Raw genomic sequence first — 16,670 nt, forward strand, 5'->3', positions numbered from 1 at the left:
GCAAGGGTCAATAATGAAGGAACGAGTCGTTGATCGACAAAATGCTATTTCCTGACCTTTAAGTCAGAAAATCATTGACCGCAAAGTCAGACCTGATAAATTCGGTCCAAGTCGGTTAACAACAATAATGAGTCTGCGAGGCCTTCCGTGATCCAGTTTTTACTTAACCAGGAACTCCGTAGTGAGCACGCCCTGGACCCAAACCTGACCGTGCTCAATTATCTGCGCGACCATGTGGGCAAACCCGGCACCAAAGAAGGTTGCGCCAGCGGTGACTGCGGCGCCTGCACCGTGGTGGTCGGCGAGTTGCAAACGGATGACGATGGCCGCGAACACATTCGCTATCGCAGCCTCAACTCGTGCCTGACGTTCGTTTCGTCGCTGCATGGCAAACAACTGATCAGCGTCGAAGACCTCAAGCACCAAGGCGAACTGCACAGCGTGCAGAAAGCCATGGTCGAGTGCCACGGCTCGCAATGCGGCTTCTGCACCCCCGGTTTCGTGATGTCGCTGTTCGCGCTGCAAAAGAACAGCGAACAACCGGACTCACATAAAGCGCACGAAGCACTGGCCGGCAACCTCTGCCGCTGCACCGGCTATCGGCCGATTCTGCAAGCTGCCGAGCAATCCTGCTGCGGCAAGCAACCCGATCAATTCGACGCTCGCGAAGCCGAGACCATTGCACGTCTGAAGGCCATCGCGCCGACCGATATCGGCGAACTCAACAGCGGCGACAAGCGCTGCCTGGTGCCGCTGACCGTCGCCGATCTGGCCGACCTCTACGACGCTTATCCACAGGCCCGGCTGCTGGCCGGCGGCACGGACCTGGCGCTGGAAGTCACGCAGTTCCACCGCACGCTGCCGGTGATGATTTACGTCGGCAACGTCGCCGAAATGAAGCGCATCGAACGCTTTGACGATCGCCTGGAAATCGGCGCCGCCACCGCCCTCTCCGATTGCTATGAAGCCTTGAACGCCGAGTACCCGGACTTCGGCGAATTGCTGCATCGCTTCGCTTCATTGCAGATCCGCAACCAGGGCACCCTCGGCGGCAACATTGGCAACGCCTCGCCGATCGGTGACTCTCCACCGCTGCTGATCGCCTTGGGCGCGCAGATTGTGCTGTGCAAGGGCGAAACCCGCCGCACCCTGGCTCTGGAAGATTACTTCATCGATTACCGCGTCACGGCGCGTCAGGAAAGCGAGTTCATCGAGAAGATCATCGTGCCGCGTGCCAGCGCCGAACAACTGTTCCGTGCGTACAAGGTTTCCAAGCGTCTGGACGATGACATTTCCGCCGTTTGCGCCGCCTTCAACATCCGCCTGGAAAACGGTGTGATCGCCGACGCACGCGTTGCCTTCGGTGGCATGGCTGCCATCCCCAAACGCGCCGCCAACTGCGAAGCCGTGTTACTCAGTTCACCGTTCAACAACGCCACCGTCGAACGCGCCTGCGCCGCACTGGCCGAAGATTTCACGCCGCTCTCGGACTTCCGCGCCAGCAAGGAATACCGCCTGCTCAGTGCACAAAACCTGCTGCGCAAATACTTCATTGAACTGCAAACGCCGCACATCGAGACTCGGGTGACCGCTTATGTCTAATCATCACGCTGTAGAGAAGACCCAAGCCGAACTGGCTGAACTGTTCGCCAAGGACCTGACCACCGGCGTCGGCCGCAGCGTCAAGCACGACAGCGCTGCCAAGCACGTGTCCGGTGAAGCGCAGTACATCGACGACCGCCTGGAGTTTCCGAACCAGCTGCACGTTTACGCACGGCTGTCGGACCGCGCCCACGCTAAAATCATCAGCATCGACACCAAGCCTTGCTACGCCTTCGAAGGCGTGCGCATCGCCATCACCCACGAAGACGTGCCGGGGCTGAAAGACATCGGCCCGCTGATGCCCGGTGACCCGTTGCTGGCCATCGACACCGTGCAGTTCGTCGGTCAGGTGGTACTGGCCGTTGCCGCTCGTGACTTGGAGACCGCACGCAAAGCCGCCATGGCCGCAGTGATCGAATACGAAGACCTGGAACCGGTGCTGGACGTGGTCGAGGCCTTTCGCAAGAAGCATTTCGTGCTGGACAGTCACACCCATGAACGTGGTGATTCAGCGGGCGCGTTGACGACAGCGAAAAATCGTATCCAGGGCACGCTGCACATTGGCGGCCAGGAGCACTTCTACCTCGAAACGCAGATCTCGTCGGTGATGCCCACTGAAGACGGCGGGATGATCGTCTACTGCTCCACGCAAAACCCCACCGAAGTACAGAAACTGGTGGCGGAAGTGCTGGACGTGTCGATGAACAAAATCGTCGTCGACATGCGCCGCATGGGCGGTGGTTTTGGTGGCAAGGAAACCCAGGCAGCGAGCCCGGCCTGCCTGTGCGCGGTGATTGCGCACCTGACCGGCCAGCCAACCAAAATGCGCTTGCCGCGTGTCGAAGACATGCTGATGACCGGCAAGCGTCACCCGTTCTATGTCGAGTACGACGTGGGCTTTGACGACAGCGGGCGCCTGCACGGCATCCAGCTGGAACTGGCGGGTAACTGCGGCTGCTCGCCGGACCTGTCGAACTCGATTGTCGACCGTGCGATGTTCCACGCCGACAACTCGTACTACCTCGGCGATGCAACCATCAACGGTCACCGCTGCAAGACCAACACCGCGTCGAACACCGCTTACCGTGGCTTCGGCGGCCCGCAAGGCATGGTCGCCATCGAAGAAGTCATGGACGCGATTGCCCGGCATCTGGCCCTCGACCCGCTGGCGGTGCGCAAGGCCAACTACTACGGCAAGACCGAACGCAACGTCACCCATTACTACCAGACCGTCGAGCACAACATGCTCGAGGAAATGACCGCCGAACTGGAAGAAAGCAGCCAGTACGCCGAGCGCCGCGAAGCGATTCGCCGCTACAACGCCAACAGCCCGATCCTGAAAAAAGGCCTGGCGCTGACCCCGGTGAAATTCGGTATTTCCTTCACCGCCAGTTTCCTCAACCAGGCCGGTGCGCTGGTGCACGTCTACACCGACGGCAGCATCCACCTGAACCATGGCGGCACGGAAATGGGCCAGGGCTTGAACACCAAAGTCGCGCAGGTCGTGGCCGAAGTGTTCCAGGTGGAAATGGACCGCGTGCAGATCACCGCGACCAACACCGACAAGGTGCCGAACACCTCGCCGACCGCCGCCTCCAGCGGTGCTGACTTGAACGGCAAAGCTGCGCAAAACGCGGCGGAAATCATCAAGAAACGCTTGGTGGAATTCGCCGCACGGCAATACAAGGTCAGCGAAGAAGACGTGGAATTCCACAACGGTCACGTACGGGTTCGCGATCACATCCTGACGTTCGAAGCGCTGATTCAGCAGGCGTATTTCGCTCAGGTGTCGCTGTCGAGCACCGGTTTCTACAAGACCCCGAAAATCTTCTACGACCGCAGCCAGGCACGTGGTCGGCCGTTCTACTACTACGCGTTCGGCGCGGCGTGCTGCGAAGTGATCGTCGATACGCTGACCGGCGAGTACAAAATGCTGCGCACCGACATTCTCCACGACGTCGGCGCCTCGCTGAACCCGGCCATCGACATCGGTCAGGTCGAGGGCGGTTTCATCCAGGGCATGGGCTGGCTGACCATGGAAGAGCTGGTCTGGAATGCAAAGGGCAAACTGATGACCAACGGCCCGGCTAGCTACAAGATTCCGGCGGTGGCGGACATGCCGCTGGACCTGCGGGTGAAGCTGGTGGAAAACCGCAAGAACCCGGAAGACACGGTGTTCCATTCCAAGGCTGTGGGCGAGCCGCCGTTCATGCTCGGCATCGCGTCGTGGTGTGCGATCAAGGACGCCGTGGCGAGTCTGGGTGATTACAAACATCAACCGAAAATCGATGCGCCGGCGACGCCGGAGCGGGTGTTGTGGGGCTGTGAGCAGATGCGGCAGTTGAAGGCGGCGAAGGCCGTTGAAACCGAAACCGAGTTGGCTTCGCTCTAGAAACCGAGACGCGCCCTTCGCGGGCAAGCCTCGCTCCTACGGGTCAGATGTTGAATCGCGATTATGCGGACGACACAAAACCTGTAGGAGCGAGGCTTGCCCGCGAAGAGGCCGGAACAGACAACACAGATGTCGAGGTGAAACATGTACAACTGGATCGACGCCCTCGCCGACCTGCAAAACCGCGGTGAACCCTGCGTGTTGGTGACCATCATCGAAGAGCTCGGCTCGACGCCGCGCAATGCCGGTTCAAAAATGGTCATCAGCGCCAGCCAGACCTTCGACACCATCGGTGGCGGGCATCTGGAATACAAGGCCATGCAGATCGGCCGCGAAATGCTCGCCAGTGGCAAGCAGGACACGCACCTGGAGCGCTTCAGCCTCGGCGCCAGCCTCGGCCAGTGCTGCGGCGGCGTGACCGTGTTGCTGTTCGAACCGATGGGCCAGGTCCAGGCGCAGATCGCCGTGTTCGGCGCCGGCCATGTCGGTCGCGCACTGGTGCCGCTGCTCGCCAGCCTGCCCTGCCGGGTGCGCTGGATCGATTCGCGGGAAGATGAATTCCCTGAACAGATCCCCCACGGCGTACGCAAAATCGTCGCCGAAGAGCCGGTGGATGAAATCGACGACCTGCCCGCCGGCAGCTACTGCATCGTCATGACCCACAATCATCAGCTCGACCTTGAACTCACCGCTGCGATCCTCAAGCGCAACGACTTCGCCTATTTCGGCCTGATCGGTTCGAAAACCAAACGGGTGAAGTTCGAACATCGCCTGCGCGACCGTGGTTTTGACAGCAGCGTGCTGCAACGCATGCGCTGCCCGATGGGCATCGGCGAAGTCAAAGGCAAATTGCCTGTGGAAATCGCCATCTCCATCGCCGGCGAAATCATCGCCACCTATAACGCGAATTTCGGCCAGCACACCGCCAGCGCCGGATCGTCGATTGCCAAATTGCTGCCTGCTTCACGCCGCAGCCAAGCCTCTAATTGAGAACGCCCATGCCTCTGACTCGCAAAGCCTACCGCGCCGCCATCCTGCACAGCATCGCCGACCCCGCTGAAGTGGGGATCGAAGCCTCGTACGAGTATTTCGAAGACGGTTTGCTGGTGGTCGATAACGGCCAGATCAGCGCGCTCGGTCACGCCAGCGAATTGCTGCCAACCCTGCCCGCCGATATCGAGATCACTCATTATCAGGACGCGCTGATCACCCCCGGTTTCATCGACACCCACATCCATTTGCCGCAAACCGGCATGGTCGGTGCCTACGGCGAGCAGTTGCTGGACTGGCTCAACACCTACACCTTCCCGTGTGAAAGCCAGTTCGCCGACAAGACTCACGCCGACGAAGTCGCGGACATTTTCATCAAGGAACTGCTGCGCAACGGCACCACCACTGCGCTGGTGTTCGGCAGCGTGCACCCGCAATCGGTGAACTCGTTCTTCGAAGCGGCTGAACAGCTGGACCTGCGGATGATCGCCGGCAAGGTGATGATGGACCGCAACGCGCCGGACTACCTGACCGACACCGCCGAATCCAGCTACGTCGAAAGCAAGGCGCTGATCGAGCGCTGGCACGGCAAGGGTCGCTTGCACTACGCCGTCACGCCGCGTTTCGCCCCGACCAGCACCCCGGAACAACTGACCCTCGCCGGTCAGTTGCTGAGTGAATATCCGGACCTGTACATGCAGACCCACATCAGCGAAAACCTCAAGGAAATCGAGTGGGTCAAGGAGCTGTTCCCGGAGCGCAAAGGCTACCTGGACGTCTACGATCACTACCAGTTGCTCGGCGAGCGCTCGGTCTTCGCCCACGGTGTGCACCTGTGCGATGACGAATGCGCGCGATTGGCGGAAACCGGCTCGGCCATCTCGTTCTGCCCGACTTCGAACTTTTTCCTCGGCAGCGGCCTGTTCAACCTGCCGATGGCCGAGAAGCACAAACTCAATGTCGGCATCGGCACCGATGTGGGTGGCGGCACCAGTTTCTCGCTGCTGCAAACGTTGAACGAGGCGTACAAGGTCATGCAACTGCAAGGTGCGAGACTGAGCCCGTTCAAATCGTTGTACCTGGCGACGCTGGGCGGCGCACGGGCACTGCGGTTGGAAGACAAGATCGGCACACTGCAACCGGGCACCGACGCGGACTTCCTGGTGCTGGATTACAACGCCACGCCGTTGCTGAGCTACCGCTTGAAGCAGGCGAACAACATTGCCGAGACGTTGTTTGTGTTGATGACGCTGGGGGATGACCGGACGGTGTTGCAGACGTATGCGGCGGGGAATCAGGTGCATCAGCGATAAGGTTTTTCGGGCATAAAAAAATCCCCCGCAATCGATGGTTGCGGGGGATTTTTATTGGCCTTGAGGTCGCCTTCGCGGGCAAGCCTCGCTCCTACAGGTACAGCGTAAACCCCGTAGGAGCGAGGCTTGCCCGCGAAGGCAGCGCCGCGGTCTATCAGATTTTCGCCGGCGAACGCCCTGGCTTCTTGGTCTGCAACAAATGCGAGAACACCGCGTGCAAATCATCCGACGCGCTTTCTTCGTCAAGGTTGAGTTTGCTGTCGATGTGGTCCATGTGATGCATCATCAGGTTCACCGCCAGCTCACCGTTGCGCGCTTCGATCGCGTCGATCAGTTGGGTGTGTTCGTCATAGGAACAGTGCGAACGGTTGCCGCTTTCGTACTGGGCGATGATCAACGAAGTCTGGGACACCAGACTGCGCTGGAAGCTGATCAGCGGTGCATTCTTCGCTGCTTCGGCCAGTTTCAGGTGGAATTCGCCCGACAGACGAATGCCGGCACCGCGATCGCCACGGGAAAAGCTGTCGCGCTCGTCGTTGACCATCTGCCGCAACTCGGCGATCTGCTCGGCGGTGGCGTGCTGCACGGCCAGTTCAGTGATCGCACGCTCGACCAGACGGCGGGCGAGGAACACCTGGCGCGCTTCCTCGACACTCGGGCTGGCAACCACGGCGCCGCGATTCGGCCGCAACAGCACGACGCCTTCATGGGCCAGACGCGACAGCGCGCGGCGAATGATGGTGCGACTGACCCCGAAAATTTCCCCCAGCGCTTCTTCGCTCAACTTGGTGCCGGGCGCCAGGCGCTGTTCGAGGATGGCCTCGAAGATATGCGCGTAGACAATATCGTCCTGGGTACCGCTGCGGCCGGCTTTGCCTGCTCGCGGTTGTTTCTTGAGGGGTTGCAACTGTTCGTTCATGGGCACTCGAGTCGGGAGAACTGCGGCGAATTGACCGTGACTGTAATACGGCACAGTGGGTCGCTGGCAAGTATCGCGTAAAAAACACCGCGATTGTACACAATGGATGGTGGCAACACGACTGTACGGCTGTTTGTCGCCTTTGCTGTATCGCAACGATTGCTTACGTTTGAGTTTAGGCTTATCCGCAGAATCCGCAGCCCAATGCGCTCCTACATTGGGGATTGTGTTGCTTTGGGTATTTTCGTACGTATTAAGGAACACCGTTGTCATGAACGACGCCACGCACACGCAGCTCCGCCCATTGGCGGACACGTCCCCTTCCGCCATCGTCGCCGGGTTCATCGCGATGATGACCGGCTACACCAGCTCCCTGGTGTTGATGTTCCAGGCCGGGCAAGCGGCAGGCCTGAGCAGCGGGCAGATTTCGTCGTGGATCTGGGCGATCTCCATTGGCATGGCGGTGTGTTCGATTGGCCTGTCCCTGCGTTATCGCACGCCGATCACCATCGCGTGGTCGACACCCGGCGCGGCGTTGCTGATCACCAGCCTGGGCGGTGTGAGTTACGGCGAAGCCATTGGCGCCTACATGACCTGCGCGGTGCTGGTCACCATCTGTGGCTTGACCGGCAGCTTCGAACGCCTGGTGAAGAAGATTCCTGCCTCATTGGCTGCCGCGTTGCTGGCCGGGATTCTGTTCAAGATCGGCAGCGAAATCTTCGTCGCCGCCCAACATCGCACCGCGCTGGTGCTGGGGATGTTTTTCACCTACCTGGTGGTCAAGCGCCTGTCGCCGCGCTACGCGGTACTCGCTGCGCTGCTGATCGGTACAGCGCTGTCAGGGTTCATGGGGCTGCTGGATTTCAGCGCGTTTCACCTGGAAGTGGCGACGCCGGTCTGGACCACGCCGCACTTCTCCCTGGCCGCGACCATCAGCATCGGCATTCCATTGTTCGTGGTGGCGATGACCTCGCAGAACATGCCAGGCATTGCGGTGCTGCGCGCCGACGGCTACACCGTGCCGGCCTCGCCGCTGATTACTACGACGGGCATCGCCTCGCTGCTGCTGGCGCCGTTCGGTTCCCACGGGATCAACCTGGCCGCCATCAGCGCGGCGATCTGCACCGGGCCGCATGCCCACGAAGACCGCAACAAGCGTTACACGGCCGCCGTGTGGTGCGGGGTTTTCTACGGGATTGCCGGGGTATTCGGCGCAACGCTGGCGGCGCTGTTTGCCGCGCTGCCCAAAGAACTGGTGCTGTCGATTGCGGCGCTGGCGTTATTCGGCTCGATCATCAATGGCTTGAGCATTGCGATGGCCGAAGTGAAGGAACGCGAAGCGGCGCTGATCACCTTTATGGTCACGGCGTCGGGGTTGACGCTGTTTTCCGTGGGTTCGGCGTTCTGGGGGATTGTGGCGGGGGTGTTGACGCTGGTGATTCTGAATTGGCGCAAGGCCTGAGGGCCCCTTCGCGGGCAAGCCTCGCTCCTACAGGTACAGCGCAAAGCCCTTGTAGGAGCGAGGCTTGCCCGCGAAGGCATTTCCGAGATCGCCATGGCGGCCAAGCCATGCACCATCAAAAAGCAGGCATAAAAAAACGGCGACCCTTGGGTCGCCGTTTTTTATGACATCAAGCTACCGGATTGATCGGCTTTTCCGGGTACCAGACGTCGATCAGCGGGCTGACGGTGACTTCAGTCAGTTCGCTGCGGCCTTTGAGCCAGGCTTCAACAGCTGCACGCTGCTCTTCGGACACCGAGCCACGTTTCTGCAGGCAAACCAGACCGAAGTCGTCGCCGCCAACATAGCCCAGACCGTTGGCTTCCATGGCTTCTTTCAGGAACGCGTCGAGGAAAGCATCAATGGCTTCATCAGCCAAATCTTCTTTGAAATCCAGGTTCAGCTCGAAACCCAGCTCTTGAAATTCATCGACGCACAGTTTTTTGCGCAGACGCTGGGAACGGTTAGTCGCCATTGGAACAATCCTCATAAGTAATAACGGGCGGCACTTTAGCAGTTTAAGCCGCCAATTGCCCGACTCTCTGGGCGCAACGCGTTACCGCCGGTAAAAAAATAGCGGATTAGAAGGCGCGGGCACGGCACAAGCCGCTACACCTTGGGGCATAATGCCGACACTTTCATGACCACTGAGGGAAATTATCTTCATGCCCTCGTCTTTTTTCCCCTCGGCTGTAGGGTTTTATTTCAGATGATCAAATCTTTGCGTCCACTGCTGCTGGCCAGTCTTCTTCTCCCGCTGGCCCTCCCCCTTTCCGCCGCCACCATCAACACCGCGCTGTCGCCCAACGTCGAAAAAGCCCTCAAGGCCAGCAAGCTGCAGGACAACGCCCTGTCGCTGGTGATGATCCCGCTCAATGGTCCTGGCACCCCGACCATTTTCAACGCTGACGTCTCGGTCAACCCGGCGTCCACCATGAAACTGGTGACCACCTATGCAGCGCTGGAAATGCTCGGCCCGAACCACCAGTGGAAAACCGAGTTCTACACCGACGGCACCCTCAGTGGCGGCATTCTCAACGGCAACCTCTACCTCAAGGGTGGCGGCGATCCGAAGCTGAACATGGAAAAACTCTGGCTGCTGATGCGCGATCTGCGGGCCAACGGCGTGACACAAGTCACCGGCGACCTGGTGCTGGATCGTGGCTTCTTCGTGCAACCGCAACTGCCGGAGTTCAACGATGACGGCAATGACGAGAACAAACCGTTCCTGGTCAAACCCGATTCGCTGCTGGTCAACCTCAAGGCCCTGCGCTTCGTCGCGCGCAACGACAACGGCCGCGTGCTGATCTCGGTAGAGCCGCCGATTGCCAGCATCCGCATCGAAAACCAGGTCAAGGCCGTCAACGGCAAGCAATGCACCGGTGGCGTGCGTTACAACCCGGTGACCCAGGCCGACGGCAGCGTCACCGTGACCGTCGGCGGGCAGTTGGGCGACGGCTGCAGCTCGCAGACTTACCTGTCGCTGCTCGATCACGCGACGTACACCGCCGGTGCCGTCCGGGCGATCTGGAAAGAACTGGGCGGCAGCATTCAGGGCAGGGATGTTCTGGCGCCCACGCCGAAAGACGCCAAGGTCCTGGCTCGTGCCTTCTCGCCGGACCTGGCGGAAGTCATCCGCGACATCAATAAATACAGCAACAACACCATGGCGCAGCAGCTGTTCCTGAGCCTGGGCCAGAAATTCCGCACCGACGCCGACGCCGATGACGCCAAAGCGGCCCAGCGCGTGGTGCGTCAGTGGCTGGCGAAGAAAGGCATTACCGCGCCGCACCTGGTGATGGAAAACGGTTCCGGCCTGTCCCGCGCAGAACGCGTGAGCGCCCGTGAAATGGCGGCGATGCTGCAAGCCGCGTGGCATAGCCCGTACGCTGCCGAGTTCATCAGTTCGATGCCGATTGCCGGCACCGACGGCACCATGCGCAAACGCCTGAAGACCACCGCGATGCGCGGCGAAGCCCACGTCAAGACCGGCACCCTGAACACCGTGCGCGCGATCTCCGGCTTCAGCCGCGACGTCAATGGCAACACCTGGGCGGTGGTGGCGATCCTCAACGACAAGGCCCCGTTTGGCGCATCGTCGGTGCTGGATCAGGTGCTGCTGGACCTGTATCGCCAGCCGAAACTGCCGGATACCGCTTCAGTGTTGTAAGCACACCTCAAATCCAATGTGGGAGCTAGCCTGCTAGCGATAGCGGTGTGTCAGTCGGCACATGTATTGACTGACACACCGCTATCGCTAGCAGGCTAGCTCCCACAGGGGGTTGTGTGTAGCCCCGACTTAACCCAACTCGCCCTGAACCCGATCCCGTCCCGCCTGTTTCGCCGCATACACCCCCGAGTCCGCCCGCAACAGCAGCGCATCCGCGCCCTCGTCCGCACGCCAACTGGCAATGCCGAAACTCGCTGTGACGACCCCGACATCGTCGATCGGTGAACTGCGCAAGCCCTGCCACAACTCCAGCGCCAGCCCATAGGCTTGTTCGCCATCGATGTCCGGGCAGAGCACCATAAACTCTTCACCGCCCAGGCGACAGAACACATCGGTGCGACGCAGGCGATTGCCGATGCGCTCGCACACCGCCTGCAACACCCGATCACCCACGGCGTGGCCATGCTGGTCATTGATGCGTTTGAAATGGTCGATGTCGAGCATGATCACCGACAACTCGCCGCCACCGCGCTCCACACGAACCATCTCGGTGGTCAGGCGCTCCTGGAAGTAGCGACGGTTGTGGATCCCGGTCAGCGAGTCGGTGATCGACAGCGCCCGCAGCTCTTCTTCGACGCGCTTGAGATCGGAGATGTCCGAGATATAGCCATGCCAGAGCACGCCGCCGCCGGGCAGTTCCTCCGGGGTCGCTTCGCCACGGACCCAGCGCACCCCTCGCGTTGGCAACTGCACGCGGTACTCTTCGCGCCACGGGCTGAGCGTGTCCGCCGACGCCCGGATCGAAGCGCGGACCCGGGTGGTGTCCTGGGGGTGAATCCGGGTGAAAATCGCTTCGGCATTGAGCAACAAGACATCCGGCTCGAGCTCGTAGATATCGCGGATGCCGTCGCTGGCGTAGATCACACTGAAGCGCCCGTCGAATTCCATCTTGAACTGGTAAATCCCGCCGGGCACATGGGCGCTGAGTTTCTTCAAGAGCAAATCCCGTGCGGCAAGCGCTTCGTACACCCGTTTGCGCTCGGTGACGTCGATGCAGATCGCCAGGTGCCCGACCCACAAACCTTGCTCGTCGAGCACCGGGGTCGCCAGCATGTTCACCGTCAACTGGCTGCCATCGCCACGCACCAGCGTCCACTCCCGCGCCTCGTGACCGCCCTCCTCGCCGCCCTCGACCAACATCGCCTGGCAGGTCGGAATCGGTTTGCCATAACGTGCACTCAACTCGGCCGAACGCGCGGCAAGCTCCCGGGGCAGGTGCAGGTTTTCCAGGGTCATGTGCCCCACCACTTCCACGCTTGAATAGCCGAGCATCTGCTCCGCCCCGGCGTTGAACGTGCTGATGACGCCGCGCAGGTCGGTGGCGATGATTGCCACCTGGGTCGCGGCATTCAACACGCCACGCAGTTGACCATGGGTACCGCGCAGCTCCTGCTCACGGGCACGCAACTCCTGGGTCCGTTGCTCGACCATTTTCAGCGCGCGTTGCCGCTGACTGACCAACACATAAAGCAGCGAGCTGAGCAGCAGACTGAGCAAACCACCCAGCACCACCAGGCTGCTGACCGAAGAGTGGTTGGCTTGCAGGAAAGCCTCGCTGGGCTGGATGTCGACCTGATAGTCATGGTCGGCCAGCCGCAGCAGCCGGGTCGCGGACAACTCACTGACGGCAGGGCCGTTGGGCGATTCGTAAAGCACTTCGTGCTGTTCTTCGATGGACAGGTCGAGGATTCGCACTGACAGATAATCACGGCCCGCTTCCGGCAAGCCATCGGCCAGCAACTGCCGCATGCTGATCACCGCCATCACATAACCGTAAGGTTTCGTGTCTGGACTTTTGCGTGGCATGACCGGTGCCACCAGCAACACGCCCCGCGCATAAGCCGGCTCGATAGCGACAAGATGCATCGGCTGCGACACCGCCATCTGGCCATGCTGGTCCGCCCGGTCCAGGGTGGCACGGCGCAGGGGTTGCGCGGCAAGGTCGTAACCCAACGGTGAGCCGAGCTTGCTCTGGGTCTGGCTGTACAGCACCGCGACATACTCATCGCGCTCCGCCGCCAATTGCAGCTGACCGTCGGCATTGAGCTCACGAATGTTGAAATCGGGTACCCCCTCTTTCCGCACCCGACGCTCAAACTCCGCCCGCTCGGCACGACTGACCCGCAGGGCGAACGAATAGGCCTGAGTCCGGTGCAGCAAAGGTTGGGTGTAACCGTCGAATTCCTCGCGGGCAACCGAAGCGGAATTGACAAAGAACCGGCGCAGGCCATCGAGGCGCTGCTCCTGATCTTCGAAACGTTCTTCGATACGGCTGTAACGTTCACTGGCCAGCAGTTGGAAACGTTGCCGCAATTGTTGGTGAAACAGATTCAGGGTCGACCAGGCGAGCAACCCGGTGAGAACCCCGCCGACGACCAATACAAACAGCGCGACCAGCCAGGCCGAGACGTCTTCACTGATAAAACCCAGGATCTTTGGGCGCACGGCGTGCAACGACATAGAGGCAACTCAAAACGCCAGGTGCCGGAAAAGCCCATTGGCCATGCGATGAGTTATAGCTATTAGCCATCAATTTGACCAGCACTGAAAGAAGCCAAGAGCCTTTAAAAATCAAGGCTCTGTGGATCCAATGCAAAAAACTGTCAACGCGCGGTGATTTTCCAGGCCCGGTGGATCTTGCCGTTGCGGGCGAAGTCCGGATCGATGGTCTGGGTCGTGATCTCCTCGACCGCGTAGCGCTCGGTGAGGTTTTCCTCGAGCGCGAACTTGCGGAAGTTGTTGGAGAAGTACAACACGCCACCCGGCGCCAGTCGTGCCATGGCCAGGTCGATCAACTGCACCTGATCGCACTGCACGTCGAAGATCCCTTCCATGCGCTTGGAGTTGGAGAAGGTCGGCGGGTCGATGAAGATCAGGTCGAACTCGTCACGACAGGCATCCAGCCAGACCATCACGTCGCTCTGCTCCAGACGGTTCTTGTCGGAGAAACCGTTCAGCGACAGGTTACGACGCGCCCAGTCGAGGTAGGTTTTCGACAAGTCGACGCTGGTGGTGCTGCGCGCGCCGCCCTTGGCTGCGTGGACGCTGGCCGTCGCGGTGTAGCAATACAGATTGAGGAAGCGCTTGCCGGCCGCCTCTTTCTGGATGCGCATGCGCATTGGCCGGTGGTCGAGGAACAGCCCGGTGTCGAGGTAGTCGGTGAGGTTCACCAGCAGCTTCACGCCACCTTCGTTGACCTCGACGAACTTGCCTTGCGCCGCCTGGCGTTCGTACTGCTTGGTGCCGCTCTGACGCTCGCGACGCTTGACCACTACGCGGTTCTTGTCGATGTTCAACGCCTGTGGAATGGCTGCCAGTGCATCGAACATGCGCGCCGAGGCTTTTTCCGGGTCGATGGATTTCGGCGCGGCGTATTCCTGGACGTGGACCCAATCCTGATACAGGTCGATGGCCATCGAGTATTCCGGCATGTCGGCATCGTAGACGCGGTAGCAGTCGATGCCTTCACGCTTGACCCACTTGCCCAGCGCCTTGAGGTTCTTTTGCAGACGGTTGGCAAACATCTGCCCGCCTTCGCTCAAACGCGGTTGCTCGATCACCGGAGCGGGTGCCGCGGCCGGTTTGATCGGGTTACCGTTTTTGTTGTACTGGCGTTCCTGCGGCTCGTTCGGTGCCTGATCGTATTCCGCCTGTTCGCGCTCGACCTGACGCTGCTCCGGGGTGCGGCGCTCGCCGGTGACGAACTGATCCGGCGTGACCTTGATCAGCAGCAGCTTGCACGGTAACGCGCCGTTCCAGAACGAATACTGTTTGTGGCTGCGGATGCCCATGCGCTTGCCCAGGTCCGGCGCGCCGGTGAACACCGCCGCTTCCCAGTTCAGGCAGGCCTGACGCAGACGCTCGCCGAGGTTCTGGTAGAGGTAGAGCAAGCTCGCCTCGTCGCCCAGACGCTCGCCGTACGGTGGGTTGCAGATCACCAGGCCTTTCTGGTTCTGGTCCGGACGCGGCTCGAAGGTGCCGACTTCGCCCTGGTAGATCTTGATCCACTCGCTCAGGCCGGCACGCTCGACGTTGTTGCGGCCCGGTTGAATCAGGCGCGGGTCGGCTTCGTAGCCGCGAATCCACAGCGGTGGCTTGGCCAGACCGGCCGCAGCGCGCTCGGTGGCTTCTTCGTGAAGCTTTTTCCACAGCGCCGGCACGTGGCCAAGCCACGCGGTGAAACCCCACTGCTCGCGACGCAGGTTCGGTGCCATATCGGCGGCGATCATCGCCGCTTCGACGAGGAACGTACCAACACCGCACATCGGGTCAGCCAGCGCGCCGCCGTCGGCAGCAATGCGCGGCCAGCCGGAACGGATCAGGATGGCGGCCGCGAGGTTTTCCTTCAGCGGCGCCGCGCCTTGCTGCAGGCGATAGCCACGCTGGTGCAGGCTGTGGCCGGAGAGGTCGAGGGACAGGATCGCTTCGCCACGGTCCAGGCGCAGGTGAATGCGCAGGTCCGGGTTGAGCTTGTCGATGGACGGACGGTCGCCCTGCGGGGTACGCAGTTTGTCGACGATGGCGTCTTTGACTTTCAGGGCGCCGAAGTGCGTGTTATCGATGCCCGAACCGTGACCGCTGAACTCGACGGCCAGGGTGCCGTCGTTGAGCATGTGGTCTTGCCACTCGATATCGAGCACGCCGTGATACAGGTCTTCGGCGTCCTTCATCGGGAAACGCTTGAGCACCAGCAGCACCCGGTTCGCCAGACGCGACCACAGGCACAGGCGATAAGCGGTTTCCATGGTCGCCATGCCGCGCACGGCAGAGGTGTGCTCACGCGCTTCTTCAAGGCCAAGCCCGACGGCTTCCTCGATGAGCAGGCCTTCGAGGCCTTTGGGGCAAGTGAGGAAGATTTCGAATTGATCGGACATTGGAATTTCAGAGCCTTTGGCTAAGTGAACCGACAACGCATTGCCGGCCCGGTTTTCAATCAGGCGCTTTTCTAAAAGAGCGCCCGCGTGGCACGAAGGTGTGCCGTCCCACCCGTGCTGCTCAGGTTAGAAGAGCTTAGATGCACGGGCAGATAAAAAAGTTGATGCAACAAAATGTCATAACTCGACCCTTCGTCGAATAATGCCCGAGACCAACGCGAGGCATTCTCACTAAAGGATTAACCCCATCATCCTGCGGGGGGCCGATCATACAGGGCTTTGGCTAATAAACACGGGACAAACATCGTGTTACTTATGGCCATAGCATCTTTATGGTTACGTCCTTATGACAAAACGATCATTCCCTCGATGTGACGCATTGGTTAGAACTCAATACAGGTTGGCGCCACAACGGACGTCAACACCTTGGCTCGCCACGCCGGCAGCGAGCCCCCCAACGGCAGACATTTCTGCCAGACCTCGATTGAGGTCAACGCGATACATACAGTCAACAAGTGAGGGCAACACCCTATGAGAAGACTTAAGCGTGATCCGTTGGAAAGAGCATTTTTGCGCGGATATCAATATGGCGTTGGTGGCAAATCCCGTGAGCTTTGCCCATTTACTCTACCGTCAGTACGCCAAGCCTGGATTAACGGCTGGCGAGAAGGACGCGGCGACAACTGGGACGGTATGACCGGCACTGCGGGAATCCATAGACTCAACGAACTTCACGCCGTCGGCTAACACAGGGCACACACTCCGACACGACAACCTGATTACGTAACGACTTACCACGCACGCCCCATCCGGGCGGCGGGCTTCGGCCCAGGGGCTCCTTCAAGGGGC

11 protein-coding genes are annotated in these 16,670 nt (G+C 60.5%); 7 read left to right on the plus strand and 4 right to left on the minus strand.

Going from position 1 to position 16,670, the window contains the following annotated elements:
- Positions 1-147 precede the first annotated feature (147 nt).
- The 4 genes from xdhA to guaD all read left to right on the plus strand — a co-directional run bounded on the left by xdhA (position 148) and on the right by guaD (position 6,297).
- Positions 148-1,602 carry a xanthine dehydrogenase small subunit gene (gene xdhA / locus KGA97_RS06595; protein WP_223480435.1) on the plus strand — a complete coding sequence of 485 codons (1,455 nt, stop codon included), beginning with the start codon at positions 148-150 and terminating at the stop codon, positions 1,600-1,602.
- Complete coding sequence (gene xdhB, locus KGA97_RS06600) at positions 1,595-3,994, plus strand: xanthine dehydrogenase molybdopterin binding subunit (protein WP_192416913.1); 2,400 nt, start codon at positions 1,595-1,597, stop codon at positions 3,992-3,994. Before xdhA ends, xdhB begins: the two co-directional genes overlap by 8 nt.
- A 144-nt stretch (positions 3,995-4,138) precedes the next feature.
- Positions 4,139-4,984: a xanthine dehydrogenase accessory protein XdhC gene (gene xdhC / locus KGA97_RS06605; RefSeq protein WP_008027370.1), complete on the plus strand. Its 846-nt coding sequence runs from the start codon at positions 4,139-4,141 to the stop codon at positions 4,982-4,984.
- Positions 4,985-4,992: 8 nt separating this feature from the next.
- Positions 4,993-6,297 carry a guanine deaminase gene (gene guaD, locus KGA97_RS06610; RefSeq protein WP_008027372.1) on the plus strand — a complete coding sequence of 435 codons (1,305 nt, stop codon included), beginning with the start codon at positions 4,993-4,995 and terminating at the stop codon, positions 6,295-6,297.
- Between the two features lie 154 nt (positions 6,298-6,451).
- Here the strand turns inward: guaD and KGA97_RS06615 are convergent, their stop codons facing one another.
- A complete protein-coding gene (locus KGA97_RS06615; RefSeq protein ID WP_008027375.1) occupies positions 6,452-7,216 on the minus strand; it encodes a GntR family transcriptional regulator in 765 nt (254 codons plus the stop codon).
- Between the two features lie 271 nt (positions 7,217-7,487).
- On the opposite strand from KGA97_RS06615, the gene KGA97_RS06620 reads away from it, so the two are divergent.
- On the plus strand, positions 7,488-8,678 hold the full coding sequence (locus KGA97_RS06620) for a benzoate/H(+) symporter BenE family transporter (protein ID WP_223480436.1): 1,191 nt from the start codon (positions 7,488-7,490) through the stop codon (positions 8,676-8,678).
- Positions 8,679-8,847: 169 nt separating this feature from the next.
- On the opposite strand, the gene KGA97_RS06625 is transcribed toward KGA97_RS06620, so the two are convergent.
- Positions 8,848-9,192 (minus strand): YggL family protein, encoded by a 345-nt coding sequence (locus KGA97_RS06625; protein WP_008027379.1) that lies wholly within the window; start codon positions 9,190-9,192, stop codon positions 8,848-8,850.
- Positions 9,193-9,426: 234 nt separating this feature from the next.
- Here KGA97_RS06625 and dacB point away from each other — a divergent pair, with 234 nt between their 5' ends.
- Positions 9,427-10,887, plus strand: a complete 1,461-nt coding sequence (dacB, locus tag KGA97_RS06630) for a D-alanyl-D-alanine carboxypeptidase/D-alanyl-D-alanine-endopeptidase (RefSeq protein ID WP_008037767.1) — start codon at positions 9,427-9,429, stop codon at positions 10,885-10,887.
- A 129-nt stretch (positions 10,888-11,016) separates the two neighbouring features.
- Here dacB and KGA97_RS06635 read toward each other — a convergent pair whose 3' ends face one another.
- Both KGA97_RS06635 and rlmKL read right to left on the minus strand, forming a co-directional pair.
- A complete protein-coding gene (locus KGA97_RS06635) occupies positions 11,017-13,407 on the minus strand; it encodes a GGDEF domain-containing protein (RefSeq protein WP_223480437.1) in 2,391 nt (796 codons plus the stop codon).
- A gap of 143 nt (positions 13,408-13,550) precedes the next feature.
- Positions 13,551-15,821: a bifunctional 23S rRNA (guanine(2069)-N(7))-methyltransferase RlmK/23S rRNA (guanine(2445)-N(2))-methyltransferase RlmL gene (gene rlmKL, locus KGA97_RS06640; protein WP_223480438.1), complete on the minus strand. Its 2,271-nt coding sequence runs from the start codon at positions 15,819-15,821 to the stop codon at positions 13,551-13,553.
- A 531-nt stretch (positions 15,822-16,352) separates the two neighbouring features.
- Between rlmKL and rmf the strand changes: the two genes are divergently transcribed.
- A complete protein-coding gene (gene rmf, locus KGA97_RS06645) occupies positions 16,353-16,568 on the plus strand; it encodes a ribosome modulation factor (protein ID WP_003223300.1) in 216 nt (71 codons plus the stop codon).
- The last annotated feature ends 102 nt before the right edge of the window (positions 16,569-16,670 follow it).

It is taken from the genome of Pseudomonas sp. BF-B-15, from assembly GCF_019946675.1.
GTDB classification, from domain to species: domain Bacteria; phylum Pseudomonadota; class Gammaproteobacteria; order Pseudomonadales; family Pseudomonadaceae; genus Aquipseudomonas; species Aquipseudomonas migulae.

Bases quoted from the DNA above. Each gene is read 5' to 3' on its own strand.
- rlmKL (WP_223480438.1), bottom strand. From the start codon at position 15,821: ATGTCCGATCAATTCGAAATCTTCCTCACTTGCCCCAAAGGCCTCGAA.
- KGA97_RS06620 (WP_223480436.1), top strand. From the start codon at position 7,488: ATGAACGACGCCACGCACACGCAGCTCCGCCCATTGGCGGACACGTCC.
- dacB (WP_008037767.1), top strand. From the start codon at position 9,427: ATGATCAAATCTTTGCGTCCACTGCTGCTGGCCAGTCTTCTTCTCCCG.
- xdhB (WP_192416913.1), top strand. From the start codon at position 1,595: ATGTCTAATCATCACGCTGTAGAGAAGACCCAAGCCGAACTGGCTGAA.
- rmf (WP_003223300.1), top strand. From the start codon at position 16,353: ATGAGAAGACTTAAGCGTGATCCGTTGGAAAGAGCATTTTTGCGCGGA.
- xdhC (WP_008027370.1), top strand. From the start codon at position 4,139: ATGTACAACTGGATCGACGCCCTCGCCGACCTGCAAAACCGCGGTGAA.
- guaD (WP_008027372.1), top strand. From the start codon at position 4,993: ATGCCTCTGACTCGCAAAGCCTACCGCGCCGCCATCCTGCACAGCATC.
- KGA97_RS06625 (WP_008027379.1), bottom strand. From the start codon at position 9,192: ATGGCGACTAACCGTTCCCAGCGTCTGCGCAAAAAACTGTGCGTCGAT.
- KGA97_RS06615 (WP_008027375.1), bottom strand. From the start codon at position 7,216: ATGAACGAACAGTTGCAACCCCTCAAGAAACAACCGCGAGCAGGCAAA.
- KGA97_RS06635 (WP_223480437.1), bottom strand. From the start codon at position 13,407: ATGTCGTTGCACGCCGTGCGCCCAAAGATCCTGGGTTTTATCAGTGAA.